This is a genomic window from Ruegeria atlantica (genome assembly GCF_013032005.1).
In the GTDB taxonomy this organism is placed as follows: Bacteria; Pseudomonadota; Alphaproteobacteria; order Rhodobacterales; family Rhodobacteraceae; genus Ruegeria; species Ruegeria atlantica_A.
In genome coordinates this window covers 42692-65642 of the sequence record NZ_WQBE01000011.1, presented here as the reverse complement: position 1 = coordinate 65642, position 22951 = coordinate 42692, and the positions used below count along the sequence as shown (strand labels likewise).

Genomic DNA, 22951 nt, shown 5'->3' with positions numbered 1-22951 from the left:
TGTGTTCGATTTTCGATTTGTTCCACTTTGCCTTGTACTGACACTTGGTGCTTTTTCTGCGGCGGCGCAGGAGACTCAGGTTGCGTTTGGCGCGGTCAAGGCTGACCCTTCGCTGCCGGTCGAAGTGACCTCGGAAACCCTCAACGTCAATCAAGAAAACGGCTCGGCCGAATTTGTGGGCAATGTGATCGTCATTCAGGGGGAAATGCGCCTGACCGCTGAACGGGTGCTGGTTCTGTATAATGAGGATCGCTCGGGTATCGAGCGGATGGAAGCGACCGAAGATGTGGTTCTGGTCAGCCCGCCCGACGCGGCCGAGGGTGACTGGGCCGAATACACCATTGATTCAGGTGTGATCGTGATGAAGGGCAATGTGCTGCTAACGCAGGGGCCCAGCACCATCAGCGGCGATCAGATGAATGCTGATCTGACCACTGGCACGGCAACGATGACAGGCAATGTCAAAACCATCCTGCAGCAGGGCAATAATTGATGGCGCGGCCTGAACTGACCGTGGCCGAGGGGCAATCCGGCCTCAGAATAGAAAAGCTGCGGAAATCCTATAGCAAAAAGACCGTGATCCGCGATGTGTCGATGACGCTTGACCGGTCCGAGGTCGTGGCGCTGCTGGGTCCTAACGGGTCGGGCAAAACCACCACGTTCTACTCGGTTGCCGGGCTGGTCTTCCCTGAGGCGGGCACGGTTACGATCGACGGGCAGACCGTAACGACCTTGCCGATGTACCGCCGCGCGCGTTTGGGCATCGGTTATCTGCCGCAAGAGATGTCGATCTTCCGCGGCATGAGCGTCGAGGACAACATCGCCTCGGTTCTGGATATCACCGTCCGCCATGCCCATCGCCGCAAAGAGCGGCTGGAAGAGCTGCTATCGGATTTTTCGATTGAACACCTACGCCGGGCACCCGCGCTGGCCTTGTCGGGCGGTGAACGCCGCCGGGTTGAAATTGCGCGCTGTCTGGCGGCCGATCCGAAATACCTGCTGTTGGATGAACCTTTTGCGGGTGTCGACCCGATCAGCGTGGGCGATATCCGCCACCTGGTCGCTGATCTGAAAAAACGCGGTATCGGGGTTCTGATCACCGACCACAACGTGCGGGAAACGTTGGAGATTGTGGATCGCGCCTATATCCTGCATGACGGTCAGGTGCTGATGTCCGGTACCCCGGACGAAGTGGTCGAAAATGAGAACGTCCGCCGTGTCTATCTGGGTGAAAATTTCCGTATATCATAGGCTTGCGCAGAAATGCGCCGACTGCATGGCGGAAATCACGTATATACACGTCTGTTTTGATTGACTCTCCCGCCGTCTCTTGCCTCAATTGGGTCATGGCATTTCTTCGGTTTCCGTCTGGATCACGATGCCCCTTCCTGGAAGGGCAAATGGCGCGGCTACTGCAGGATATGCCTTTTTCCCCCACCCGATAAAAACACGTGCGTCGCGTAACGTGACGTAAGAATGGGTGTGAATTGTGAAGGAGATCACATGCGTTACCAAATCAGCGGAAAACAGATCGACATCGGCGCGGCGCTGCAAACTCACGTGCAGACCGAACTGGGCGAGGTTGTGGGCAAATATGCCCAGCGTCCGACAGATGCCAACGTCGTCTTTTCCCGTTCAGCGCATGAATATGTATGCGAAACCACCGTACATCTTTCTACGGGGCTGACGGCGCAGGCCAAAGCTCATGCAACTGAAATCTATGCAGCGTTCGAAGGTTGCTGCGACAAGATGGAAACACAGCTGCGCCGGTATAAGCGGCGTTTGAAGGATCACCACAAGGATCGGTCTGAGCCTGTTGAACTCTTTGGGGCGTCGTCCTATATCCTCGCCTCTGACGAATCTGACTCGGCAGCCGAACCCGAATCTCTGCAGCCGATGATCGTGGCTGAGATGGAAACCAAGATCCCATCGCTGAGTGTTGGTGAAGCCGTCATGCAGATGGAACTGGCCGGCGCCCCGGTGCTGGTGTTCCGGAATGAAAACAAGGACGGATTGAACGTCGTTTATCGTCGGGAGGACGGTAATATCGGCTGGATCGATCCGTAACAGGCAAGAATAGCAAAGGCAGGCCCCTGCAAATGTGGGGGCATCGCCATGGAGCGTAATCATGGAGCTTTCGAGCATATTGAAGCCCGAAGCAGTTCGCGTACTGTCCGCCGCTTCCAGCAAGAAGCGGTTGTTTCAGGAAATTGCGGATGTGGCTGAGGCAGCGTTGGGCCTTGATGCCCAGATTGTTGTCGAAGGGCTGCTGGAACGGGAAAGCCTGGGGCCGACTGGTGTGGGGCATGGCGTGGCTTTGCCGCATGCCCGTATGGCTGAATTGGAAAACGTTTCAGGCGTGTTTGTCATGTTGGAAAAACCGATCGATTTCGGATCGGTTGACCGCCAGCCGGTCGATATCGCCTTTGCCCTGTTCGCCCCAGAAGAGGCCGGGGTGGATCATCTGAAAGCACTGGCGTTGGTGTCCCGCACCCTGCGTGACACTTCGGTCTGCGCCAAGTTGCGGGCCAACCCGGACCCGGTCAAGTTGTATGCGATTTTGACCGAAGCGCAGTCTATGCAAGCGGCCTAAGCCTTTAAGGATATGAAAAAAGCCCCCGGTTTTCCGGGGGCTTTTTCGTTTTTTGGATGGGGTTGCGGTTAACCGCCAGCGCCCATTTCCAGCGTCCACCAGATTTTCCCGCCACCTTCCTGATGCCATGCAAAACCCATCTGCGTGGCCTTGGGGTCCAAAATCACCGAGCGCGGACCAGGTTCCTGCATCCAGGCGGCCAGCGTTTCGGTTTCGGTTTCATAGGTCTCGGAAATTGCTTCGCCCAGGAACGTGCCAAAATAGCCCACGCGCTGTGCGCGGTCGATTGGCGATGATCCGTCCGACCCAAAATGCCATGGGCGGTTTTGCCGTGCCATGTCCTTGGCGTGGGTGGCAGCCGCGGCATTAAGCTGCGAATTCAGCTGCACTGACTGCAAGCCCTGCGCCTGACGCAGTGCGTTGACCGAATCAAGCATGCGGAACTGCAGTTTTTCGGGATTGCCCCGGATTTTGTAGACGGTCGGCAGCGGCCGGCCATCCGATCCATATGTCGGGGTGCTGCTGGGTGTACATGCGGCCAGCGCAATAAAGCAGGCAAACAGTAGTGAAATAATACGCGTCATGATCGACCTGATGATTGTGTTAATCTACGGCATAGCGTGACAGACCGTCTTGAGCAAACGCACAATGGACCCATTCTGCGTGATTCTGCCGGTTTGATTTGCGACTGAAGCATTCTGGCAATAGAATACGACAGATTTTCAGACTGGCCTTAGCAAAGGACCGCCCCTCATGGTCAAGAAACACATTCATGTAGCTTCCCGTCGCGGATTCCTGGCCGGGGCTTCAGCCCTGCTGGCCTCACCTGCGATTGCGCAATACATTCCCGGCGACCCGCTGCGCCCCGCACCCGAGGCGGAACCCAATGTGCGGCGAAATATCTCGGGCTTTCGTGCGTTGGATTGGCAACCCTATTTCTCGAACACAAATAACGGGGCCATTCTGGTCGATACCGTCTCGCGCGCGTTACATTACTGGTCCGACGACCAGCGGGTGTATAAACTTTACCCCTCGTCCGTACCTCTGACCGAGGAGCTGACGCGCCGTGGTCGTACAAGTGTGATCCGCAAAGTCGAGGGTCCGAGCTGGTCACCCACGCCTTCGATGAAAAAGCGCAACCCCGAATGGCCGGATTATATCCCGCCGGGTCCTGATAACCCATTGGGAACGCACGCTTTGTATCTGAGTTGGAAATATTATCGCATCCACGGAACGCATGATACGCGCAAAATTGGCCGCCGTTCGTCGAATGGGTGCATCGGTTTGTTCAATGAGGATATCGCGGAATTGTTTTCAATGGCGAAGGTCGGCACGCAAGTGTTGCTAATTTGACGACATTTTCGCGCACGAACCCGCTTGCGGCGCAAGTTGCAATTGCATTCCAGTCGGATAGCTGGTTAGAAAAAAACACGAGGTAAGTCTTGGGTGTGCGGTTTCACTATTCGGAACCGTGCAAATTCTGGAGGTTAATATGAAGAAACTCGTTCTCGCCGCTGCACTGACTGCTGCTGCTTCGACCGCTTATGCCGGTAACCTGGAAGAGCCGGTTGTTGAAGCACCGGTTGTTGTAGAGGAAACTCAAGGTTCGTCGCAGGGAATCATCCTGCCGCTGATCCTGCTGGTCGTAGTTGCCGCAGCTGTTGCAGCAAGCTAATTTGACGAGCGTCATCTAGAGAAAAGGCGGTGGAGCGATCCACCGCCTTTTTTCATGCCTGATTGATGGGTGCTGCTTAGTCCAGCCAACCCTTCAGATTGTCTTCGATCACCTTGCCCAATGCCGCGATGTGCGAATCATCATCGTTGAGGCAGGGGATATAGGTAAAGGTTTCACCGCCCGCCTCTTCGAAGCTTTCCTTGATTTCTTCGTTGATCTCTTCCAGCGTTTCGATGCAATCGGCGGAAAACGCCGGTGCGATCACGGCAATGTTTTTCTTGCCCTGCCGCGCCAGCTCGGCCACGTGGTCGACCGTATACGGCTTCAACCATTCCTCAGGCCCGAATCGCGATTGGAAGGTTGAAACAAGCTGATCGTCCGACCAATCCAGCCGTTCCTTGAGCAAGCGCGAGGTTTTTGCGCATTGGCAGTGGTATGGATCGCCCTGCTGCAAATACCGTTCCGGCATCCCGTGATAGGAGCAAACCAATATATCCGGCTTGGTCTCCATCGCTGCATAGGCCTGTTCCACCGACCCGGCCAGAGCGTCGATATAGGCGGGTTCATCGAAATAGGCAGGTACGGTGCGGGCGGCCGGTTGCCAGGCTTCATCCATCAGCGCGCGGAAGAACTGATCATTGGCGGTGGCCGTCGTCGCGCCCGCATATTGCGGATAAAGCGGGAAGAACAGGATGCGGTCGCAGCCCGCCGCCACCATTTCGCGCACTTTCGATTTGGTCGACGGGTTGCCGTAGCGCATGCAGAAATCGACCAGCACCTGATCGCCAAAACGCGCCTGCATTGCATTGCGCAGCTTAGCGGTCTGGTCCTTGGTGATCGTCATCAGCGGGCTTTCGCCCTTGTCGTGGTTCCAGATCGATTTGTACGCTTCGCCCGAGCTAAACGGGCGTTTGGTCAGGATGATTCCCTGCAGGATCGGTTGCCATTTCCATTTGGGATAGTCGATAACGCGCTGATCCGACAGAAACTCGTTCAGATACCTGCGCATCGGCCAATAGCTATAGTCGTCCGGTGTGCCAAGATTGGCCAGCAGGATGCCGACGCGGCCCATTTTGACCTTGGGGTGGTCCGCAGGGGCATGATCGGGGCGAGTGGCGTCAAACATTTCGAGCTTCCTGAGAGTTCTCTGTATCTGGCTGAGATAACCGGAAATCTCCGGTCGTCAATTGGACAGTTTGCCTTCTTTCGTTCCCAGGGCCTCGGCCAAGCGCGCCTGCGCTGATCCCGGACGCAATGGTTTTTGCTGGCTGTCATCGGGTGACCAGCCGGTCAGGCAAATCAATTCATAAGTGGAGGACAAACGCCCCTGCGGTGTCGGGAAGTGATCGGCGTAAATCTGCTGCGCCCGGGCAAAGACCTGCCGCTGTGTGGCGTGTTTCATGCGTCCGGACAGGCTGTTGGTCTCTCCCATCGCGCGCAGATCATGCATCAGATGGGTCAAGTCGCGGTATTCCGCCGTCAGACGAGCGGTATCGGCAACCGGCAGCGCAAGCCCCGCGCGTTGTAGTAACCCGCCCAGATCGCGCAGCTCGGCCATCGGGGCGATACGGGGGCTGAGGCCACCTGTGACCTCAATCTCGGCCTGCCCAAGGGCGGCGCGTAACTCGTGCAGGGTTTCACCGCCGAGACACACCACCAGCAGCAAGCCGTCGGGCTGCAGGGCGCGGTGACATTGGATCAGCTGCCCCACCGGATCATTGGCCCAATGCAGCGCCATGGCGTGAATCACCAGATCATGCGCTCTGGGTGCTAGGTCCAGAACCTCGTCATCCGAAACGATCTGTGCCTCCGGCAAAACGTCCTGCCAGATATGCGCAAACGGCGTCACAATCGCCGGGGCCGTAAAGGTTTTATTAACCATGGAGAGCCGATCCTGCACCTCATCCACCGCGGCGCGATGCAAAAACAGCGCCTCGTCCCGCGCGCGGGCACGGTGTCGGATCAGGGCTGGGCGGTCGAACAGAGAGGGTGCGTTGGACTCAGGCAGTTTCATAGGGCGCAACTACCGCATATGGCAGCGGATTCAAACCGCTGTCGAGTTGATCTATCCACCGCGATGTCTGGGATGTGGTGAATTGACCGAAGCGGATTTCGGCCTGTGCGGCGCTTGCTGGCGCGACACGCCTTTCATTGGCGGAGTGGTATGCGAAAGCTGCGGGGTGCCCTTGCCGGGCGAGGTGGATGGTCACCGGATCGAATGTGATGACTGCATGAAAACAGCTCGCCCCTGGCAGGATGGTCGGGCTGCGCTGATGTACGATGGCAAGGCGCGCGCCTTGATTCTGGCCTTGAAACACGGCGACAGACCTGAGCTGGCAAAGCCAGCAGCTCGGTGGATGGCGCAAGCCGGGCGGGATCTATTTCGCGACAACATGCTGATCGCGCCTGTACCCCTGCACTGGTCCCGTTTGATCAAGCGACGGTACAACCAGTCGGCATTGCTAGCGCAGCATCTGGGGCGGGAAACGGGAATTGAAGTGTGCCCGGACCTGTTGCACCGACGGGCACGAACGCCAGTTCTGGACGGGAAAACCGCTGCTCAGCGGGCGGAAACCCTGGCCGGTGCGATCTCGGCGCATCCCAGGCAGGGGTCGCGCATTAAAGGACGGGATATCTTGCTGGTCGATGATGTCATGACCTCTGGTGCGACTCTGACAGCCTGTGCGCGTGCCTGCCATGCAGCGGGTGCAAATCATATTTTCGTGTTGGTACTGGCACGCGTTGCCAAGGATGCCTAATTCGCGGAAGATCACGCGAAACCCAAAGGGACGGAATATGAAACCGGTTGAAATCTATACCTCGCCGCTGTGCGGTTTTTGCCATGCGGCCAAACGACTGCTGAAACAGAAAGGCGTCGAATTCAGAGAGATCGACGTGCTGATGCACCCCAAGCGCAAGCCAGAGATGATCAAACGCGCAGGCGGTAAACGCACCGTGCCGCAGATTTTCGTCGGGACGCAGCATGTGGGCGGCTGCGATGACCTGTACGAACTGGACCGTCAGGGCAAGCTGGACCGTCTTTTGGCGGCCTGATGAAATCCGCGCTGCTGCAAATCACTTCGTCGGATAACCCGGCCGAAAATCTGGAAATGGTGCGCGCCATGGTGGCCGAGGCCGCAGGTCAAGGCGCGCGGTTCATTCTGACGCCCGAGGTGACGAATTGCGTGTCCACCAGCACAACCCGACAGCGCAACGTTCTACAGCATGAAGAAGACGACCAAACGCTGGCGGGTCTGCGTGAACAGGCCGCCGCGCTGGGCGTCTGGCTGCTGATTGGGTCTTTGGCCATCAAAACCCACGATGCCGATGGGCGTTTTGCCAACCGTTCCTTTTTGATCGACCCGCAAGGGCAGATCGTGGTGCGGTATGACAAGATTCACATGTTTGACGTGCAGGTCTCGGAATCTGAGACCTTCCGCGAATCCAAAAACTATCGCCCTGGCGATAAGGCGGTGCTGGCCAAAACCGATTTCGGCACGGTTGGTCTGAGCATCTGTTATGACATCCGTTTCCCACATCTCTATGCCGCTTTGGCGCAGGCGGGGGCGCAAATTCTGACCATTCCAGCGGCGTTTTCGCCGGTCACCGGCGCAGCCCATTGGGAATCACTGCTGCGCGCGCGGGCGATTGAAACCGGCTGTTGGGTGCTGGCCCCGGCACAGACCGGAGAGCATCCGAAAACCCGCGGCAGAACACGTCAAACCTACGGTCACAGCATGGTTGTGGCCCCGTGGGGAGAGGTCGTTGTCGACGCAGGGGACGATCCAGGCATTCACTTTTTCGATTTGGATGATAGTTCTGTGTCAGAGGCGCGCCGTCGGGTGCCCTCGTTGACTCACGTGCGGCCTTTCGACGGGCCCTGATCCAGAACCGGACCATGACTGACGAACATAATGCCCTTGCGGTCACGCTGTTCAGCGAGATCCTGACCGCCGATCAACTATTGCGCAACCGGCTGAGCCGGGTGTTGCCCAAGGGCATGGAAATTTCGCATTTCTCGGTGCTGAACCATCTGGTGTTTGTCGGGGATGAGCGCAGCCCCGCGCAGCTGGCCAATACGTTCCACGTGACCCGAGGGGCGATGACCAACACCTTGGCCAAGCTGGAATGGGCCGGATACATCCACATCCGCCCCGACTGGGACGACGCCCGCCGCAAGATGGTCGCGATCAGCCCCGCCGGTCGTCGTGCGCGCGATCAGGCAATTTCGTCGATTGCGCCGCTGATCAACCGCGTGGTCGGAGAGCTGGGGCTGGAGCGTGTCCGCAGCACGCTGCCGGTGCTGCGGGATTTGAGAATCCGACTCGAAGACGAGTGAGTCAGGCTTTCAAAGCGGGATGCAGGTTGGACGCCCGGAACTCGGTCACGCGAAATTTGGCAACCTTTTCTTGTGCGAACGGGTCATGTTCCAGATACTTCTCAGCCTCCTCCCGGCTGTCGGCGGTCATCACGATCAGACCGCCACTGCGTGGAACCTTGGGCCCGGACATCAGGAACCGGCCATCTTTATATGACGCGTGCACAAAATCCATATGCGAGTCGATTACGGGTTCCACCTGATTCATTGGTACAATGTATTCGATGTCTACGACGAACAGGCTGCAACCTTCAGGGATTACTGACATAAAAAGTCCTTACTCTGGGCGAATGCTGGCTGTGACGTAATTGACGCTCAGATCCCGGTCCGAGATCGACCAACTCCAAAGAATCGGGTTGAATACGAACCCCTTGCGGTCCACCGGCTCCAGCCCGGCTTGGCGCAGCAGGTCGAACAGCTCATCGGGGGTGATGAACTTGTTCCACTCATGCGTACCCCGCGGCAGCCAGCGCATGACGACCTCGGCCCCGACGATCGCCATAGCATACGATTTCGGGTTGCGGTTGATGGTGGAACAAATCTCCAACCCGCCGGGTTTCAGCAATTGCCGCGTTGCGGTCAGATAGGACAGCGGATCGGCCACGTGCTCGACCACTTCCATGTTCAGCACCACATCAAATTGCTCGCCCGCCTCGGCCAACGCCTCGGCAGTGGTGTGGCGATAGTCGATGTCCAGCCCGGACTGTTCCGCGTGGATGCGCGCAACGGGCAGGTTGCCCTCGGCGGCGTCGGCGCCCACGACCTCGGCCCCAAGGCGCGCCATCGGTTCGCTCAGCAGCCCTCCGCCGCAGCCGATATCCAGCAAACGCAGGCCTTGAAACGGGTTCGGCGCGGTCAAATCCCGGTCAAATTCGCCCGCGATCTGCTGTGTGATATAATCCAGACGGCACGGATTCATCATGTGCAGCGGTTTGAATTTCCCGTGAGGATCCCACCATTCTGCGGCCATCGCTTCGAATTTTGCGATCTCGGATGGATCCACAGTGTTCGGATGCGCTTGCATTCCTGTCTCCGTATGCTCTTTTACGTTTAAGGACTATATAGGGCCATAATGGACAAGTACCCGGACCAAAAGCGCGCAGTGCAATATCTGTACCCGCCGATCGACCCGTTCGATCAGCGCATGGTGGATATGGGCGAAGGGCATCGCATTTATATGGAACAATGCGGCAATCCAAAGGGGATACCGGTTGTGGTGCTGCATGGCGGGCCGGGCGGCGGCTGCAGCCCGGCGATGCGCCGTTATTTCGATCCCAGCGTCTATAGGGTGATTCTATTCGATCAGCGCGGCTGTGGCCGATCGCGGCCCCATGCGTCGGTGACCGACAATACGACATGGCATCTGGTGGCCGATATCGAACGGTTGCGCACCCTGCTGGATATCGAGGATTGGGCTGTGTTTGGCGGCAGTTGGGGCGCGACTCTGGCGCTGATCTATGCACAGGCGCACCCGGATCGTGTGAGCCGTCTGGTGCTGCGCGGCGTGTTTCTGGCCACACAGGCCGAGCTTGATTGGTTCTATGGCGGCGGCGCAGGTAAGTTCTGGCCCGAGCAATGGGCGAAATTCACCGCTCTGCTGACCGAGGCTGAGCTGACCGACACGATCGCTGCTTATAACAAACGCCTGTTTTCGGGGGATCGGGCCACGGAAATCCTGTATGGGCGGGCCTGGTCCGCGTGGGAGAACGCGCTGGCTTCAATTCATGCCCAAGGCGGGACGGGGGAAAGCCCTGGCGAATACGCGCGGGCCTTTGCGCGGCTTGAGAATCACTATTTTATCAATAGCGCCTTCCTTGAGAAGGACGGTCAGATTCTGGACCAGATGGACAAGATCGCTCATATCCCCGGCCATATCGTGCAGGGTCGCTATGACATGATCTGCCCACCACAGGCCGCGTGGAATCTGGCCGAACGCTGGCCCAATGCCGAACTGAAGATGGTCCGCAACGCAGGCCACGCCCTGTCTGAACCCGGTATCAGCGCCGAGCTGGTCCGGATCATGGATCGCGTGGCCGAGGGGGTGGTATGACCCGGATTGACCGTCGTGCTCTGTTTGCCTCGGGTGCTGCCGCAGCTTTGCTGGCGGCCACGGGGGCGTCGCTGGCGGATACGCCTAAGGCCGGTGGTGCACTGCGGCTGGCTGTGCCACGCGATGACAGCTTGGAACAGGTGGCCCGTGGGGCGGTGTTTGATAATCTGACCGAAATTGCCCCAGATGGCACCTTGCGCGGTGAGCTTGCGACGGGTTGGCACACGGACGCGGATGCGCGGGTCTGGCAGTTCGATCTGCGCAAGGGTGTTACCTTTCACGATGGCGTGCCGCTGGACGTTGCGGATGTGATGGCAGTTCTGGGCATTGTTGGGCGGGTCGAAGCCGTATCGCCCAATCAGGTACAGCTTGAACTGGCTGAGGCAAATCCGGGCCTGCCCTTCCTTCTGGCCGATAGCCGCTTTGTCATCACCCGCGACGGACAAGGCGTGACGCCTTTGCACGCGGCCAATGGCACCGGATGCTACCGCGTGGAACGCGCCGAGGATGATCGTCATTTCCTGGGCCGCAAGGTGGTCGGGCACTATAAGGACGGCAAGGCCGGGTGGGCCGAGACGTTCGAAATCATTGTCATCCCCGACGCCCGTGTCCGGGCCGAGGCGTTGCGCGACGGGTTCGTCGACGTGGCGGCGCTGCCCTCAGGCGGCGAGTTGAAAGGCCAGCGCGGGCTGCGTTTTCACCCAAGCGAATCGGATATGGCACTGGCCGTGGCCCCACATGTGGGCATGCCGCGCCAGATCGGGGCGGGCCGCGCACTGGACGATGGCCGCATCGCCGAACGGTGGTGGATGGCGTAAATCCGATCACGTCTTGCACCGGGGGTTGCAGATTCGGGAAACCCTGCGTATATGCAGTTGCAACAGCGGCGTGTCGGGCTTCGGTCCGGGGCTCCACCGGAAATTTCGACGGGCCGCGCGCCCGTTTTTTTGTGCCCGTATGACAGGGTAGAGCACCTGATGACAAACGACCTGATAGCCAAAGCGGCGATTGATCGGCGGCTGGCCGAGATCATCACCCCCGTGATCGAAGATCTGGGGTATGAGCTGGTCCGCATCCGCCTGATGAGTGGCAAGACCACCACGATGCAAATCATGGCCGACAAGCCTGATGGCGGCATCGAAGTGGATGATTGCGCCGAAATTTCGAACGCGGTTAGCGCCACGCTGGATGTCGAAGATCCGATTCTTGACGCCTATACGCTTGAGGTTTCAAGCCCGGGCATTGATCGTCCTCTGACCCGTCTCAAGGATTTTGAGATGTTCGAGGGGTATGAGGCCAAGATCGAGACCGCCGAGCTGATCGATGGCCGCCGCCGGTTCAAGGGTGAGCTGGCTGGGATCGAAGGGGATGAGGTTCTGATCAACATCCCCGAAGGGTCCGAGACAATCACCATTGGTCTGCAATTCGACTGGCTAAGCGATGCCAAGCTGGTTTTGACCGATGACCTGATCAAGGAAATGTTGCGCCAGCGCAAGGACGCCGGTGCCCTGAACGAAAACGCTTTCGACGAGATTGAGACCGAAGGGTCCGAAGAGGAGACGAACTGATGGCAATCACCTCAGCCAACCAGCTGGAGCTGCTGCAGACCGCCGAGGCCGTGGCCCGCGAAAAGATGATCGACCCCGGTCTGGTTGTCGAAGCGATGGAAGAATCGCTCGCCCGTGCCGCCAAGAGCCGTTACGGCGCCGAGATGGATATCCGCGTCAGCATCGATCGCAAGACCGGCAAAGCGACGTTCACCCGCGTTCGCACCGTGGTCGAGGATGAGGAGCTTGAGAACTACCAGGCCGAGATGACCGTCGAGCAAGCCAAGCAGTACATGGAAGCGCCCGAGGTCGGCGACGTCTTCGTCGAAGAGGTTCCCCCGGTTGAAATGGGCCGGATTGCTGCTCAGTCCGCCAAGCAGGTCATCCTGCAAAAGGTTCGCGAAGCTGAGCGCGACCGTCAGTACGAAGAATTCAAGGATCGTGCGGGTACCATCATCAACGGTGCGGTTAAGCGCGAAGAGTTTGGCAATGTCATCGTCGATCTGGGCGGTGCCGAAGCCGTTCTGCGCCGCAATGACAAGATCGGCCGCGAAAGCTATCGCCCGAATGACCGCGTGCGTGCCTATATCAAGGAAGTGCGCCGCGAGGTTCGTGGCCACCAGATCTTCCTGTCGCGCACTGCGCCGGAATTCATGGCCGAGCTGTTCAAGATGGAAGTGCCGGAAATCTATGACGGCATCATCGAGGTCAAGGCCGTGGCCCGTGACCCCGGCTCCCGCGCCAAGATTGCCGTGATTTCGTACGATGGGTCCATCGATCCCGTCGGTGCCTGCGTTGGTATGCGCGGCAGCCGCGTGCAGGCCGTTGTGAACGAGCTGCAAGGCGAAAAGATCGACATCATCCCGTGGAACGAAGACCAGCCGACCTTCTTGGTGAACGCGCTGCAGCCCGCCGAGGTTTCCAAGGTGGTTCTGGACGAAGAAGCCGGCAAGATCGAAGTTGTTGTGCCTGAGGAACAGCTGAGCCTCGCAATCGGTCGCCGCGGTCAGAACGTGCGTCTGGCCAGCCAGCTGACAAATCTGGATATCGACATCATGACCGAGGCCGAAGAATCGGCGCGTCGTCAGAAAGAGTTCGAAGCCCGTACCCAGCTGTTCATGGAAAGCCTGGATCTGGACGAATTCTTTGCACAGCTGCTGGTGTCCGAAGGCTTTACCAACCTCGAAGAGGTCGCCTATGTCGAGCTGGAAGAGCTGCTGGTCATTGACGGCGTCGACGAAGGCACTGCGCAGGAGCTGCAAACCCGCGCACGCGAATTCCTGGAAGCCCAGGCAAAGGCAGCGCTGGACGCAGCCCGTGCCTTGGGTGCCGAGGACAGCCTTATTGGATTCGAAGGCCTGACACCCCAGATGGTGGAAGCGCTGGCAAAGGACGACGTAAAAACGCTTGAGGATTTTGCCACCTGCGCCGATTGGGAACTGGCCGGCGGCTGGACCACGGTCGATGGTGAGCGAATCAAGGATGACGGTGTGCTTGAGCCTTTCGGCGTTACGCTGGAAGAAGCACAGGATCTGGTCATGACCGCACGTATCATGCTGGGCTGGGTCGATCCCGCCGAGCTGGAACAAGCCGAAGAAGATGGCGAAGCAGTAGACGAGGAGGCCGAGGCCTGATCTCAGGCCTCGGGGTGCGCGCATGGGTCGCGGTGGCGTCCATAAGGATCGGTCCGAAGGACCTGAACGCAAGTGCATCGCCACGGGCGACATTCAACCTAAATATGGGTTGATACGCTTTGTGACGGGGCCGGACGGACAGGTCTATCCGGATGTTGCGGCGAAATTGCCGGGTCGCGGAGTCTATGTGGCGGCGGATCGCGCTGCACTGGACAAGGCCGTTGGCAAGAAGCTGTTCGCCCGCGGGTTCAAAGCGCAAGTCAGCGTGCCACAGGATTTGACCGATGAGGTCGAAAAACAGGTTTCGCGCCGGGTGATCGAGCTGTTGAGCCTGGCGCGCAAGTCCGGTGACGCGGTCGCTGGGTACGAAAAGGTCAAGACATGGCTGGACCGGGAAGAGGCACAAGTGCTGATTCAGGCCAGCGATGGATCGGGGCGCGGCAAGTCGAAACTCAGCACGCCGCACTTTGGAAAATACATCGGTTGGCTGACCGCAGACGAGTTAGGACAGGCATTTGGGCGCCAAACCGTGATTCATGCGGCCATGGCCTCTGGTGGACTCGCCAAACGTGTTGTAGAGGAAGCGCAGCGCCTGCGTGGCTTGCGCGAAACGGATGACGGCGGCAGGGGCCGCGCGGAAGGGTAAAAAGCTTTATGAGCGAGAATGACGGCAAAAAGACATTGGGTCTTCGTGGTGGGGCACGCCCCGGAAATGTGAAACAGAGTTTCAGCCACGGACGCACCAAGAATGTCGTAGTGGAAACCAAACGCAAGCGCGTGGTGGTTCCCAAGCCGGGCGCCGGCAAACCGGGAGGCGGAGCAACGCCGTCGGGTGATCCGTCGCGTCGCCCTGCAGGTATCTCTGACGCGGAAATGGCGCGCCGGATGAAGGCACTGCAGGCCGCCAAGGCCCGCGAAGTCGAAGAGGCCGCAGCGCGTGAAGCCGCCGAAAAGGCGCGTGAGGAAGAACGCGCCCGTCGTCGTGCCGAGCAAGAAGCAAAAGAGCGCGAACAGCGCGAAGCTGAAGAGCGCGCCCGCGCCAAGGCCGAAGAGGAAGAGCGCAAGCGCAAAGAGGCGGCAGAATCCGCCAAACGTGCCGCTGCTGCCCCAGCTGCCGAAGAACCCAAAGCGGCGCGCGCACCGGCCAGCAAACCAGCCCCGGCCGCCACCCCGCGCAAGCAGGACCGTGAACGTGAACAGCGCGGTCGCGGCAAGGGCCGTGATGACAATCGTCGTTCCGGCAAGCTGACACTGGGTCAGGCCACCGGTGGCGAAGGTAGCCGTCAGCGCTCGATGGCGTCGATGAAGCGCAAGCAGGAGCGAGCGCGTCAGAAAGCCATGGGCGGCCCGGTCGAGCGGGAAAAGGTAATCCGCGACGTGCAACTGCCCGAGGCGATCACAGTGTCCGAACTGGCCAACCGTATGGCCGAGCGTGTGGCTGATGTGGTCAAATCGCTGATGAACATGGGCATGATGGTCACGCAGAACCAAACCATCGACGCCGATACCGCCGAGCTGATCATCGAAGAGTTTGGCCACAAGGTCACGCGTGTTTCCGATTCGGATGTCGAAGACGTCATCAAAGAGGTCGAAGACAGCGAAGAAGATCTGCAGCCGCGTCCGCCGGTCATCACCATCATGGGTCACGTCGACCACGGTAAGACCTCGTTGCTGGATGCGATTCGCGATGCGCGCGTTGTTGCCGGTGAGGCTGGAGGCATCACCCAGCATATCGGTGCCTATCAGGTGAAAACCGATGGCGGCACTACGCTGACCTTCCTGGATACGCCAGGCCACGCGGCCTTTACCTCGATGCGTTCGCGCGGGGCTCAGGTCACGGATATCGTGGTGCTGGTTGTGGCTGCTGACGACGCGGTGATGCCGCAGACGATCGAAGCGATCAATCACGCCAAAGCGGCCGAAGTGCCGATGATCGTGGCGATCAACAAGGTCGACAAGCCGGATGCAAACCCGGACAAAGTGCGCACCGATCTGTTGCAACACGAAGTGATCGTTGAGAAAATGTCGGGTGAGGTTCAGGACGTCGAAGTGTCCGCCATCACCGGTCAGGGCCTTGATGAATTGCTGGAAGCCATCGCGCTGCAGGCCGAGATTCTGGAGCTGAAAGCCAACCCCGACCGCGCCGCCCAAGGTGCTGTGATCGAGGCGCAGCTGGATGTGGGCCGTGGCCCCGTCGCCACCGTTCTGGTTCAGAACGGCACGCTGCGCCAGGGCGATATCTTCGTTGTGGGTGAGCAATACGGTAAGGTCCGCGCGCTGATCAACGACAAGGGCGACCGCGTCAAAGAAGCTGGCCCCTCGGTCCCGGTCGAGGTTCTGGGTCTGAACGGCACGCCCGAGGCCGGTGACGTTCTGAACGTGACCGAGACCGAAGCACAAGCCCGTGAGATTGCCGCTTATCGTGAACAGGCCGCCAAGGACAAACGCGCTGCCGCTGGTGCCGCGACCACCCTTGAGCAGCTGATGCAGAAGGCCAAGGAAGACGAAAACGTCACCGAGCTGCCGATTCTGATGAAAGCGGACGTACAAGGTTCGGCCGAGGCCATCGTTCAGGCGATGGAAAAGATCGGCAACGAAGAAGTGCGCGTGCGCGTTCTGCACTCGGGCGTTGGTGCGATTACCGAAACCGATGTCGGCCTGGCCGAAGCGTCGGGTGCCCCGATCTTTGGGTTTAACGTGCGTGCCAATGCTTCGGCGCGGAACACTGCGAACCAGAAGGGTGTGGAAATCCGTTATTACTCGGTGATCTACGATTTGGTCGACGACGTGAAAGCCGCCGCTTCGGGCCTGCTGAGCGCCGAGATCCGCGAAAAGTTCATCGGTTACGCTGAGATCCGCGAAGTCTTCAAGGTTACCGGCGTCGGCAAGGTTGCTGGCTGTCTGGTCACCGAAGGTGTGGCGCGTCGTTCCGCAGGCGTCCGCCTGCTGCGCGACAACGTGGTGATCCACGAAGGCACGCTGAAGACGCTGAAACGCTTTAAGGACGAAGTGTCCGAGGTTCAGTCGGGTCAGGAATGCGGTATGGCGTTCGAAAACTACGACGATATCCGCGCAGGTGACGTGATCGAAATCTTCGAGCGCGAAGAGGTTACGCGTACGCTGGATTGATCCTGCTTTGTATGGGAAATGAAAACAGCGGCTCAATTGGGCCGCTGTTTTTTTGTGAAATACCACGAACCTTAACTGTCTTGAACGAAATTTTCTGACTCTAATCCCGACCGCGCATAAGCAACTCCGACATTGCCACACGGTGAATCCAACATAACGTCGGCTGTGCGGACAAAGCAGACATCACGCGGAATCGCGTCTTGACCCGCTACTCGGACAGCTTTCTGACTTGGGCGTGTTCAAATTTTCTCAAGATCACCCAATACCCAGCCGCTCTCAATCCAGCCTTCAGCAGGTCCGTACAGTCGAAACAGTAAGAAGTACGGTTCCGTCGTCGGTATCCAATTGCTCTCCTGTCCTTCGGGTGCTTCGGGAGCAAAGTAGATGTCATACGACCCATCTTCGTTGACCTGCATTGTTTCTACATCCCGCGACGACAGGCCGACTGGGTTCACATTGCGGATGAAGCTCTTGGTCTCCATCGAGTAGACAATCACGGACCAGAAATCCTCGGCGGGCGTGTCTGCAGGGATGTTCAGTTTGTAAGTCTGAGTATGGTCGTACATGTCTCCCGCGCTGTCGCGCAGACCAGTGAGATAGAAGGTGCCACCGCCCAGATTCTTGGGCAGATAGGTAATCCAGAAGTAACTTCCACCAGCCCGATCATCGACCAACACTTCGGTATCGGTCTCGTATGGGAAGCCAAGCTCGGCTTGCCCCTCGGCAAAGTCCCAGATCAGCCACTGCGACTTCAAGTCACCGCTTTCGTCGACCCAAAGCGGAACGGTCGCTAAACCGGGCTCAACGAAGTATCGCTGCATGGCGGCATAGGCCAATAGAAGCCCCTCGTTCATAGCATCGATTTGGCGTTCCGTCGGTTCGAAGGGTTTGCCTTTTTCGATCCCAAGATCCTTCAGGAAATTGACCATGATCTTGTCTTGCGGACGGATCGGGTTGTTTTGAATGTAGTCGTTCAGGTCCTGAAAGTAGGTATGATTGTAGTAGGGCAGCGAGTCATACGGAACCTCAGAGGCTTCGTGGTAGGTGTTCGGCGGCGGGTTATCCGCTTCCGATAAGTAATAGACCTTGATCGTCTGCGCATAGTCCGCTGCGTCGGCATCCGTCGCTCCGTTGTATAGCCTCGGGCGGAAAGAGAAGCCGTACTCGTAGGTATCAGTTTCGAAGGGCATATAGCCCGCATCCGTCAGTTCCTGGACCGACATCTCTCCTTCGTAGCCGGGCGGGAGCATCAGGTACTTGCCCCCTTCTCCCTTGTCATGGCCGTCCGGCCCAACATCGACAATTGGCACGTCCCAGGCGTTCACAATCGTTCCAAAGTAGCTGACGTTGTCTGTTGCCGCCGGCACCTCGATCACAAGTGGACCGGGTTCAGATGTCATCGACGACCATGCATAGGCGGTCACGTCGTTCGCTGTCAAAAACCCATGCTTAGAGTCGAAGGGTTTGTTCAGGTAAACGACATCGTTGTAGTCGCCACCGAGGTCACGCCGAATGCCTTTCAGGAAGTCCACCATACCAGCCGCAGGCATTCCCCAGATTGCGGCCTGCGTCGCGCGTTGAACCATGATCGTGTATTCAATGTCCTCGATCTCGGCCGATCTCGCCAGAATATCGCCTGTGTCGTTGAAAGACTGCGAAACGGCTTGTTGACCAGACAGTAGGATTGCGGAAGCTACCGTCAAACAGGGCAGTACAGTTTTCATATTGATACCTCGGCGTTTAATTGAAACCCCTGCAGTCTATGTGCGAATTACTCGGAAGTGCAGTGGCAAACGTCGCCCAAAAAACGTAAAGATTTCTTGCGTCGGCTTCGGGCTTGAACCGGACATTCCCTGCTCCGTCAAAAACGTTCGGTTCGTTAGGGATGGGCAGGTTTGTGTGCTAAAGGCCAGACCTGACTGATACCCAATTTTCTTGGCTATCGGGACGTCGCCAAAAACGTTTCCGGATGCATAATTATATCGAAATGCTGCATCCCCTTTTTCAGATCGAAATTGACCGCATGCCCGGCTTTGCGCAGCAATTCGGCATAATCTCGGCTCTGGCGGACGAATTCGGGGGTATCCCGTTCCGCCACAGTCACATGGTAACGCGGGCCAGGGGCGGGTAGGTGCAGGATAGGGGACAGATCATGTATCTCGACCGGGGTCAGTTGCAGCGGATCGTTTACGGACGTCAGGCTGATCGGCTCCAGATCATAGACGCCGCTAATCAGGATCACCTCGCGCACGCGGAGCCCGGCGCGGGCCAGCGCATCGGCCGAGGTTGCCATGACCATAGCCGCCAATTGCGCCCCGGCGCTGTGGCCCGACAGGGTGATCCGTGACGGATCGAAACCCAGATCAGGCGCATTTGCGGCCAGCCACAGCAGGGCGTCGCGGCATTCGTTGATCATGTCGCCAATCCGCGCCTCGGGGGCCAATGTGTAGTTCAGGGTCGCAAAGGACTGTTCGGCCTCAACCAGTGCCGGGGCCATCATTGCCGACTCGTTCTGACTCAGCGCCTGCCAGTAACCGCCGTGAATAAAGACGTGCAGCGGCGCGCCTGCCCCCTTCGCGGGAAAGAAATCCAGAACCTGAGCCCTACCGTCGCCGTAAGAGACATTCCCGATGACTTCCATCTGTGCCCGGTGCTGCGCGCTAAGCGCGGCGTAGCTGTCGAGATAAGGCGTCAGGTCGCCGCCGATCATCGACCGGGGCGAATATTCCTGCTCTAGCTCTTCCTGCGAAAACCCGCGGTACAGCATCGCTTACTCCTGCTCGGAATACATCAGTTCGGTGCGCATATCGTAAAGATCATGGAAGAACCGCAAATCCAAGGCTTTCCGTAAGAAGGCAACGCCGCTGGACCCGCCGGTGCCCGGCTGGTTGCCTATCACTCGTTCTACCGCGGTGACGTGATCGAAGCGCCAGCGCTGGAACAGGGATTCCACGTCCATCAGTTTCTCGGCTAGCGCATAAAGATCCCAGTATTTGCCTGTGTCGCGATACACCTGCACCCAGATCTTCACGACGCGAGGATCACCAGAGTAGGGCTGGGCAAAGTCGCGATCCAGTAGGTCCTGCGGTACGTCAAATCCCTGCCGGGCCAACATGAACAGAACCTCGTCGTATAATGACGGCTTGGTCAGCGCAGCGTTCAGCAGTTCCATGACCTGCGCGTCATGTTCGTGGACTTTTAGGGTCGAGGCGTCCTTGTTGCCCAAAATGAATTCGATCTGGCGATAGCCATAGCTTTGAAAACCGGACGAACTGCCCAATGCCTCGCGAAAGGTCATGTAGTCCGCAGGGGTCATGGTCAGCAACGTTTCCCAGGCGGATATCAGTTGCCGCTGGATGGCCTTGACCCGGTCGAGATTTTTCATCGCCGGGCCGAATTCATCCTGTTGCAGAAATCGGCGCACCTCGACCAGTTGGTGATGCATTAGTTTCAGCCACAGCTCGCTGACCTGATGAATGATGATGAACAGCATCTCATCTGGTTGCGCAGGATCCTGAAAGGTTTTTTGCAGGTTCAGCAGGGTTTTGAGCTGCAGGAAATCGCCGTAACTCTTGCGATGGGTCTGTGCGAAATCGGTGACCAGAGTGTCCTCGATTCCGCGTTCCAGATACCGATCATCCTTATCGCCCATATGCTCCTCCAAACGACTGGGTTCACCCCTGTTTAGGGGCTGAACCCGCGCAGTACCAGAGCGTCAGGTCCAGTCCAGCACCACTTTGCCTGACCGGCCTGATTTCATCGCGGCAAATCCTTCGGCAAAATCGTCAACTTTCATCTCGTGCGTGATGACACGGCTGACATCCAGACCGTTCTGTAGCATGGCGATCATCTTGTACCAGGTCTCGAACATCTCGCGCCCGTAGACGCCTTTGATGGTGATGGCCTTAAACACGATGCGGGACCAGTCGACCGGGGATTTGCCGGGCGGAATACCCAGCAGAGCGATCTTGCCGCCCATCACCAGCGCCTCGACCATCTGATCCAGCGCGATTTGTGAGCCCGACATTTCCAGCCCTACATCGAACCCTTCTTTCATGCCCAGTTCTGCGATGACGTCCTGCAGGTCTTCTTTGGACACATCCACGGTGCGCACGGTCGGAACCACATGTTCCGCGAGCTTCAGGCGATCGGGGTTGATATCGGTGATCACCACATGGCGCGCGCCAGCATGGCGGGCGACAGCGGCAGCCATGATGCCGATGGGGCCTGCGCCGGTGATCAGAACATCCTCACCCAGCAGATCAAAGCTGAGCGCGGTGTGAACCGCATTGCCCAATGGATCGAGGATGGCGCCGATCTCATCCGGCACGTCCTCGGGCAGGGGCACCACGTTGAAGGCGGGCAGTTTCAGATATTGGGCAAAAGCCCCCTGTTCATTCACGCCAATCCCGCGCGTGCCCGGATCAAGGTGGAACTTTCCCGCCCGGCTTTGACGGCTGTCGGTGGTGATCAGGTGCCCCTCGCCCGAGCAGCGCTGACCGATCTCAAGACCTGTCACATTGCGCCCGATCTCGACGATCTCGCCCGCAAACTCGTGGCCGGTGATCATCGGAATCGGCACTGTGGCGGCGGCCCAGTCATCCCAGTTCCAGATATGGATGTCGGTGCCGCAGATGCCGGTCTTGTTGACACGGATCAGCACCTCTTCGGGGCTGATTTCGGGCACCGGGGCCTGGACCATCCACAGACCTTCCTCGGGCTTGGATTTCTCCAAAGCTTTCATCGTGTTGGGTCGCATCAGATCACTCCCAATTCTTTGCCAACTTTGCCAAAGGCGGCCAATGCTCGGTCCAGTTCGTCTTTCGTCAAGGCTGCATTCATCTGCGTTCTGATCCGCGCTTGTCCGCGCGGGACAACGGGGAAGAAGAAGCCCGAGACATAGACGCCCTCATCAAACAGACGCGACGCCATGTCTTGCGCCAATGTGGCCTCACCCAGCATCACCGGAATGATTGGGTGTTCGCCGGGCAGCAGGTCAAAGCCCAGCTTTTCCAGCCCAGCACGCCAGTATTTCGCGTTGCCGAATAACTGAGCGCGCAGCATTTCGCCCTCTTCGACCAGCCGGATCGCCTCAAGACCTGCGGCGACAATCGAGGGTGGCAGCGAGTTTGAGAACAAATAGGGCCGCGCCCGCTGCCGCAGCAGATCGATCACTGGTTGCGGCCCGGCGATATAACCGCCGATTGCCCCCCCAAGTGCCTTGCCCAAGGTTCCCGTTAGAATGTCGATATCGACACCAAAATGATCTGGCGTGCCTGCGCCGTTCGGCCCCATAAAGCCGGTCGCGTGGCAGTCATCGACCATGACGATGGCATCATATTTATCGGCCAGCTCGCGAATTTTCGGCAGGTTGGCCAGGTAACCGTCCATCGAGAACACGCCGTCGGTCGCGATCATGATGTGCCGCGCTCCGTCCTCGCGCGCCTGTTTCAGCCAGGCTTCGAGGTCGTTCATGTCGTTGTTCAGGTAGCGATAGCGTTTCGCTTTGCACAGCCGCACCCCGTCAATGATCGAGGCATGGTTCAGACTGTCCGAAATGATGGCGTCTTCTGGCCCTAACAAGGGCTCAAAGAGCCCGCCATTGGCATCGAAACAAGCCGCAAACAGGATCGCATCGTCCTTGTTCAGGAATTGCGCCAGCTTCTGTTCCAACTCGCGGTGAATGTCCTGGGTGCCGCAGATAAACCGGACCGAGGCCATGCCGAACCCTTTGGGCCGCATCGCGCCCTTGGCGGCGTCGATCAGCGCAGGGTGATCGGCCAGACCCAGATAATTGTTGGCGCACAGGTTGATCACCTGCTTGTCGCCCACAGTAATCTCACCGCCCTGAGGCGAGGTGATCATTCGTTCGCGTTTATACAGACCCTCAGATTCAATCTGCGCAAGGGTGTCCGTGATGTGGGACAGGAATGCATCGGCCATGG

At 58.5% G+C, this 22951-nt stretch carries 26 protein-coding genes; 16 read left to right on the top strand and 10 right to left on the bottom strand.

Annotated features, from left to right (window positions below; translation table 11 throughout):
• Position 1: 1 nt before the first annotated feature.
• The 4 genes from GOX21_RS17470 (at position 2) to GOX21_RS17455 (ending at position 2593) form a co-directional block, all read left to right on the top strand.
• On the top strand, positions 2-493 hold the full coding sequence (locus GOX21_RS17470; RefSeq protein ID WP_413247494.1) for an LptA/OstA family protein: 492 nt from the start codon (positions 2-4) through the stop codon (positions 491-493).
• Positions 493-1251, top strand: a complete 759-nt coding sequence (gene lptB, locus GOX21_RS17465) for an LPS export ABC transporter ATP-binding protein (RefSeq protein ID WP_170351899.1) — start codon at positions 493-495, stop codon at positions 1249-1251. Before GOX21_RS17470 ends, lptB begins: the two co-directional genes overlap by 1 nt.
• A 252-nt stretch (positions 1252-1503) precedes the next feature.
• Positions 1504-2067 (top strand): ribosome hibernation-promoting factor, HPF/YfiA family, encoded by a 564-nt coding sequence (gene hpf / locus GOX21_RS17460; RefSeq protein ID WP_170351900.1) that lies wholly within the window; start codon positions 1504-1506, stop codon positions 2065-2067.
• Positions 2068-2128: 61 nt separating this feature from the next.
• The gene (locus GOX21_RS17455; RefSeq protein ID WP_170351901.1) at positions 2129-2593 is read left to right on the top strand and encodes a PTS sugar transporter subunit IIA; all 465 of its coding nucleotides are present in this window, start codon (positions 2129-2131) and stop codon (positions 2591-2593) included.
• 68 nt (positions 2594-2661) lie between these two features.
• Here the strand turns inward: GOX21_RS17455 and GOX21_RS17450 are convergent, their stop codons facing one another.
• Positions 2662-3177: a CAP domain-containing protein gene (locus GOX21_RS17450; RefSeq protein ID WP_170361893.1), complete on the bottom strand. Its 516-nt coding sequence runs from the start codon at positions 3175-3177 to the stop codon at positions 2662-2664.
• 169 nt (positions 3178-3346) lie between these two features.
• Here GOX21_RS17450 and GOX21_RS17445 point away from each other — a divergent pair, with 169 nt between their 5' ends.
• Both GOX21_RS17445 and GOX21_RS17440 read left to right on the top strand, forming a co-directional pair.
• Positions 3347-3946: a L,D-transpeptidase gene (locus GOX21_RS17445; protein WP_170351903.1), complete on the top strand. Its 600-nt coding sequence runs from the start codon at positions 3347-3349 to the stop codon at positions 3944-3946.
• 139 nt (positions 3947-4085) lie between these two features.
• Positions 4086-4268, top strand: coding sequence for a hypothetical protein (locus GOX21_RS17440; protein ID WP_010442520.1), 183 nt, complete (start codon positions 4086-4088; stop codon positions 4266-4268).
• A 76-nt stretch (positions 4269-4344) separates the two neighbouring features.
• On the opposite strand, the gene hemH is transcribed toward GOX21_RS17440, so the two are convergent.
• Together hemH and GOX21_RS17430 are read right to left on the bottom strand one after the other, a co-directional pair.
• Positions 4345-5394 (bottom strand): ferrochelatase, encoded by a 1050-nt coding sequence (gene hemH / locus GOX21_RS17435; RefSeq protein WP_170379273.1) that lies wholly within the window; start codon positions 5392-5394, stop codon positions 4345-4347.
• 57 nt (positions 5395-5451) lie between these two features.
• A complete protein-coding gene (locus GOX21_RS17430) occupies positions 5452-6282 on the bottom strand; it encodes a methyltransferase domain-containing protein (protein ID WP_226689706.1) in 831 nt (276 codons plus the stop codon).
• Here GOX21_RS17430 and GOX21_RS17425 point away from each other — a divergent pair.
• Genes GOX21_RS17425 through GOX21_RS17410 form a run of 4 tightly spaced genes read left to right on the top strand, consistent with a single transcriptional unit; the run spans position 6263 to position 8607 of the window.
• Positions 6263-7027, top strand: coding sequence for a ComF family protein (locus GOX21_RS17425; RefSeq protein ID WP_226689707.1), 765 nt, complete (start codon positions 6263-6265; stop codon positions 7025-7027). The two genes, GOX21_RS17430 and GOX21_RS17425, sit on opposite strands and share 20 nt — an antisense overlap.
• 37 nt (positions 7028-7064) lie before the next feature.
• On the top strand, positions 7065-7322 hold the full coding sequence (gene grxC / locus GOX21_RS17420; protein WP_170379270.1) for a glutaredoxin 3: 258 nt from the start codon (positions 7065-7067) through the stop codon (positions 7320-7322).
• On the top strand, positions 7322-8152 hold the full coding sequence (locus tag GOX21_RS17415) for a carbon-nitrogen hydrolase family protein (protein ID WP_170361896.1): 831 nt from the start codon (positions 7322-7324) through the stop codon (positions 8150-8152). The genes grxC and GOX21_RS17415 overlap by 1 nt, the downstream gene beginning before the upstream one ends.
• A 14-nt stretch (positions 8153-8166) precedes the next feature.
• Positions 8167-8607 carry a MarR family winged helix-turn-helix transcriptional regulator gene (locus GOX21_RS17410; RefSeq protein WP_170351908.1) on the top strand — a complete coding sequence of 147 codons (441 nt, stop codon included), beginning with the start codon at positions 8167-8169 and terminating at the stop codon, positions 8605-8607.
• Between the two features lies 1 nt (position 8608).
• On the opposite strand, the gene GOX21_RS17405 is transcribed toward GOX21_RS17410, so the two are convergent.
• Both GOX21_RS17405 and ubiG read right to left on the bottom strand, forming a co-directional pair.
• Positions 8609-8914, bottom strand: coding sequence for a YciI family protein (locus tag GOX21_RS17405; RefSeq protein WP_170361897.1), 306 nt, complete (start codon positions 8912-8914; stop codon positions 8609-8611).
• 9 nt (positions 8915-8923) lie between these two features.
• Entirely contained in the window at positions 8924-9670 is a 747-nt protein-coding gene (gene ubiG / locus GOX21_RS17400) for a bifunctional 2-polyprenyl-6-hydroxyphenol methylase/3-demethylubiquinol 3-O-methyltransferase UbiG (protein WP_170351910.1), read from the bottom strand.
• Positions 9671-9718: 48 nt separating this feature from the next.
• Here ubiG and pip point away from each other — a divergent pair, with 48 nt between their 5' ends.
• The 6 genes from pip (at position 9719) to infB (ending at position 17006) form a co-directional block, all read left to right on the top strand.
• Complete coding sequence (gene pip, locus GOX21_RS17395; RefSeq protein ID WP_170361899.1) at positions 9719-10696, top strand: prolyl aminopeptidase; 978 nt, start codon at positions 9719-9721, stop codon at positions 10694-10696.
• Complete coding sequence (locus tag GOX21_RS17390; RefSeq protein WP_170379268.1) at positions 10693-11514, top strand: ABC transporter substrate-binding protein; 822 nt, start codon at positions 10693-10695, stop codon at positions 11512-11514. Before pip ends, GOX21_RS17390 begins: the two co-directional genes overlap by 4 nt.
• Before the next feature lie 159 nt (positions 11515-11673).
• Positions 11674-12264, top strand: a complete 591-nt coding sequence (gene rimP, locus GOX21_RS17385; RefSeq protein ID WP_170351913.1) for a ribosome maturation factor RimP — start codon at positions 11674-11676, stop codon at positions 12262-12264.
• Positions 12264-13877 (top strand): transcription termination factor NusA, encoded by a 1614-nt coding sequence (gene nusA, locus GOX21_RS17380; RefSeq protein ID WP_170379266.1) that lies wholly within the window; start codon positions 12264-12266, stop codon positions 13875-13877. Before rimP ends, nusA begins: the two co-directional genes overlap by 1 nt.
• Positions 13878-13899: 22 nt before the next feature.
• Positions 13900-14523: an RNA-binding protein gene (locus tag GOX21_RS17375; protein WP_170351915.1), complete on the top strand. Its 624-nt coding sequence runs from the start codon at positions 13900-13902 to the stop codon at positions 14521-14523.
• Positions 14524-14531: 8 nt separating this feature from the next.
• Positions 14532-17006 carry a translation initiation factor IF-2 gene (gene infB, locus GOX21_RS17370; protein WP_170379264.1) on the top strand — a complete coding sequence of 825 codons (2475 nt, stop codon included), beginning with the start codon at positions 14532-14534 and terminating at the stop codon, positions 17004-17006.
• A 239-nt stretch (positions 17007-17245) separates the two neighbouring features.
• Here the strand turns inward: infB and GOX21_RS17365 are convergent, their stop codons facing one another.
• The 5 genes from GOX21_RS17365 to GOX21_RS17345 all read right to left on the bottom strand — a co-directional run bounded on the left by GOX21_RS17365 (position 17246) and on the right by GOX21_RS17345 (position 22949).
• Entirely contained in the window at positions 17246-18730 is a 1485-nt protein-coding gene (locus tag GOX21_RS17365) for a DUF1214 domain-containing protein (protein ID WP_170379262.1), read from the bottom strand.
• Between the two features lie 215 nt (positions 18731-18945).
• On the bottom strand, positions 18946-19773 hold the full coding sequence (locus GOX21_RS17360) for an alpha/beta hydrolase (RefSeq protein WP_170379260.1): 828 nt from the start codon (positions 19771-19773) through the stop codon (positions 18946-18948).
• A 3-nt stretch (positions 19774-19776) separates the two neighbouring features.
• Positions 19777-20658: a tryptophan 2,3-dioxygenase gene (locus GOX21_RS17355; protein ID WP_170379258.1), complete on the bottom strand. Its 882-nt coding sequence runs from the start codon at positions 20656-20658 to the stop codon at positions 19777-19779.
• Positions 20659-20721: 63 nt separating this feature from the next.
• On the bottom strand, positions 20722-21750 hold the full coding sequence (tdh, locus tag GOX21_RS17350; protein WP_170351947.1) for an L-threonine 3-dehydrogenase: 1029 nt from the start codon (positions 21748-21750) through the stop codon (positions 20722-20724).
• A 14-nt stretch (positions 21751-21764) separates the two neighbouring features.
• On the bottom strand, positions 21765-22949 hold the full coding sequence (locus tag GOX21_RS17345; protein WP_170379256.1) for a glycine C-acetyltransferase: 1185 nt from the start codon (positions 22947-22949) through the stop codon (positions 21765-21767).
• Positions 22950-22951 lie beyond the last annotated feature (2 nt).

Coding starts and splice junctions, on each gene's coding strand:
- lptB (WP_170351899.1), top strand. CDS start 493: ATGGCGCGGCCTGAACTGACCGTGGCCGAGGGGCAATCCGGCCTCAGA.
- hpf (WP_170351900.1), top strand. CDS start 1,504: ATGCGTTACCAAATCAGCGGAAAACAGATCGACATCGGCGCGGCGCTG.
- GOX21_RS17455 (WP_170351901.1), top strand. CDS start 2,129: ATGGAGCTTTCGAGCATATTGAAGCCCGAAGCAGTTCGCGTACTGTCC.
- GOX21_RS17450 (WP_170361893.1), bottom strand. CDS start 3,177: ATGACGCGTATTATTTCACTACTGTTTGCCTGCTTTATTGCGCTGGCC.
- GOX21_RS17445 (WP_170351903.1), top strand. CDS start 3,347: ATGGTCAAGAAACACATTCATGTAGCTTCCCGTCGCGGATTCCTGGCC.
- GOX21_RS17440 (WP_010442520.1), top strand. CDS start 4,086: ATGAAGAAACTCGTTCTCGCCGCTGCACTGACTGCTGCTGCTTCGACC.
- hemH (WP_170379273.1), bottom strand. CDS start 5,394: ATGTTTGACGCCACTCGCCCCGATCATGCCCCTGCGGACCACCCCAAG.
- GOX21_RS17430 (WP_226689706.1), bottom strand. CDS start 6,282: ATGAAACTGCCTGAGTCCAACGCACCCTCTCTGTTCGACCGCCCAGCC.
- grxC (WP_170379270.1), top strand. CDS start 7,065: ATGAAACCGGTTGAAATCTATACCTCGCCGCTGTGCGGTTTTTGCCAT.
- GOX21_RS17415 (WP_170361896.1), top strand. CDS start 7,322: ATGAAATCCGCGCTGCTGCAAATCACTTCGTCGGATAACCCGGCCGAA.
- GOX21_RS17410 (WP_170351908.1), top strand. CDS start 8,167: ATGACTGACGAACATAATGCCCTTGCGGTCACGCTGTTCAGCGAGATC.
- GOX21_RS17405 (WP_170361897.1), bottom strand. CDS start 8,914: ATGTCAGTAATCCCTGAAGGTTGCAGCCTGTTCGTCGTAGACATCGAA.
- ubiG (WP_170351910.1), bottom strand. CDS start 9,670: ATGCAAGCGCATCCGAACACTGTGGATCCATCCGAGATCGCAAAATTC.
- pip (WP_170361899.1), top strand. CDS start 9,719: ATGGACAAGTACCCGGACCAAAAGCGCGCAGTGCAATATCTGTACCCG.
- GOX21_RS17390 (WP_170379268.1), top strand. CDS start 10,693: ATGACCCGGATTGACCGTCGTGCTCTGTTTGCCTCGGGTGCTGCCGCA.
- rimP (WP_170351913.1), top strand. CDS start 11,674: ATGACAAACGACCTGATAGCCAAAGCGGCGATTGATCGGCGGCTGGCC.
- nusA (WP_170379266.1), top strand. CDS start 12,264: ATGGCAATCACCTCAGCCAACCAGCTGGAGCTGCTGCAGACCGCCGAG.
- GOX21_RS17375 (WP_170351915.1), top strand. CDS start 13,900: ATGGGTCGCGGTGGCGTCCATAAGGATCGGTCCGAAGGACCTGAACGC.
- infB (WP_170379264.1), top strand. CDS start 14,532: ATGAGCGAGAATGACGGCAAAAAGACATTGGGTCTTCGTGGTGGGGCA.
- GOX21_RS17365 (WP_170379262.1), bottom strand. CDS start 18,730: ATGAAAACTGTACTGCCCTGTTTGACGGTAGCTTCCGCAATCCTACTG.
- GOX21_RS17360 (WP_170379260.1), bottom strand. CDS start 19,773: ATGCTGTACCGCGGGTTTTCGCAGGAAGAGCTAGAGCAGGAATATTCG.
- GOX21_RS17355 (WP_170379258.1), bottom strand. CDS start 20,658: ATGGGCGATAAGGATGATCGGTATCTGGAACGCGGAATCGAGGACACT.
- tdh (WP_170351947.1), bottom strand. CDS start 21,750: ATGAAAGCTTTGGAGAAATCCAAGCCCGAGGAAGGTCTGTGGATGGTC.
- GOX21_RS17345 (WP_170379256.1), bottom strand. CDS start 22,949: ATGGCCGATGCATTCCTGTCCCACATCACGGACACCCTTGCGCAGATT.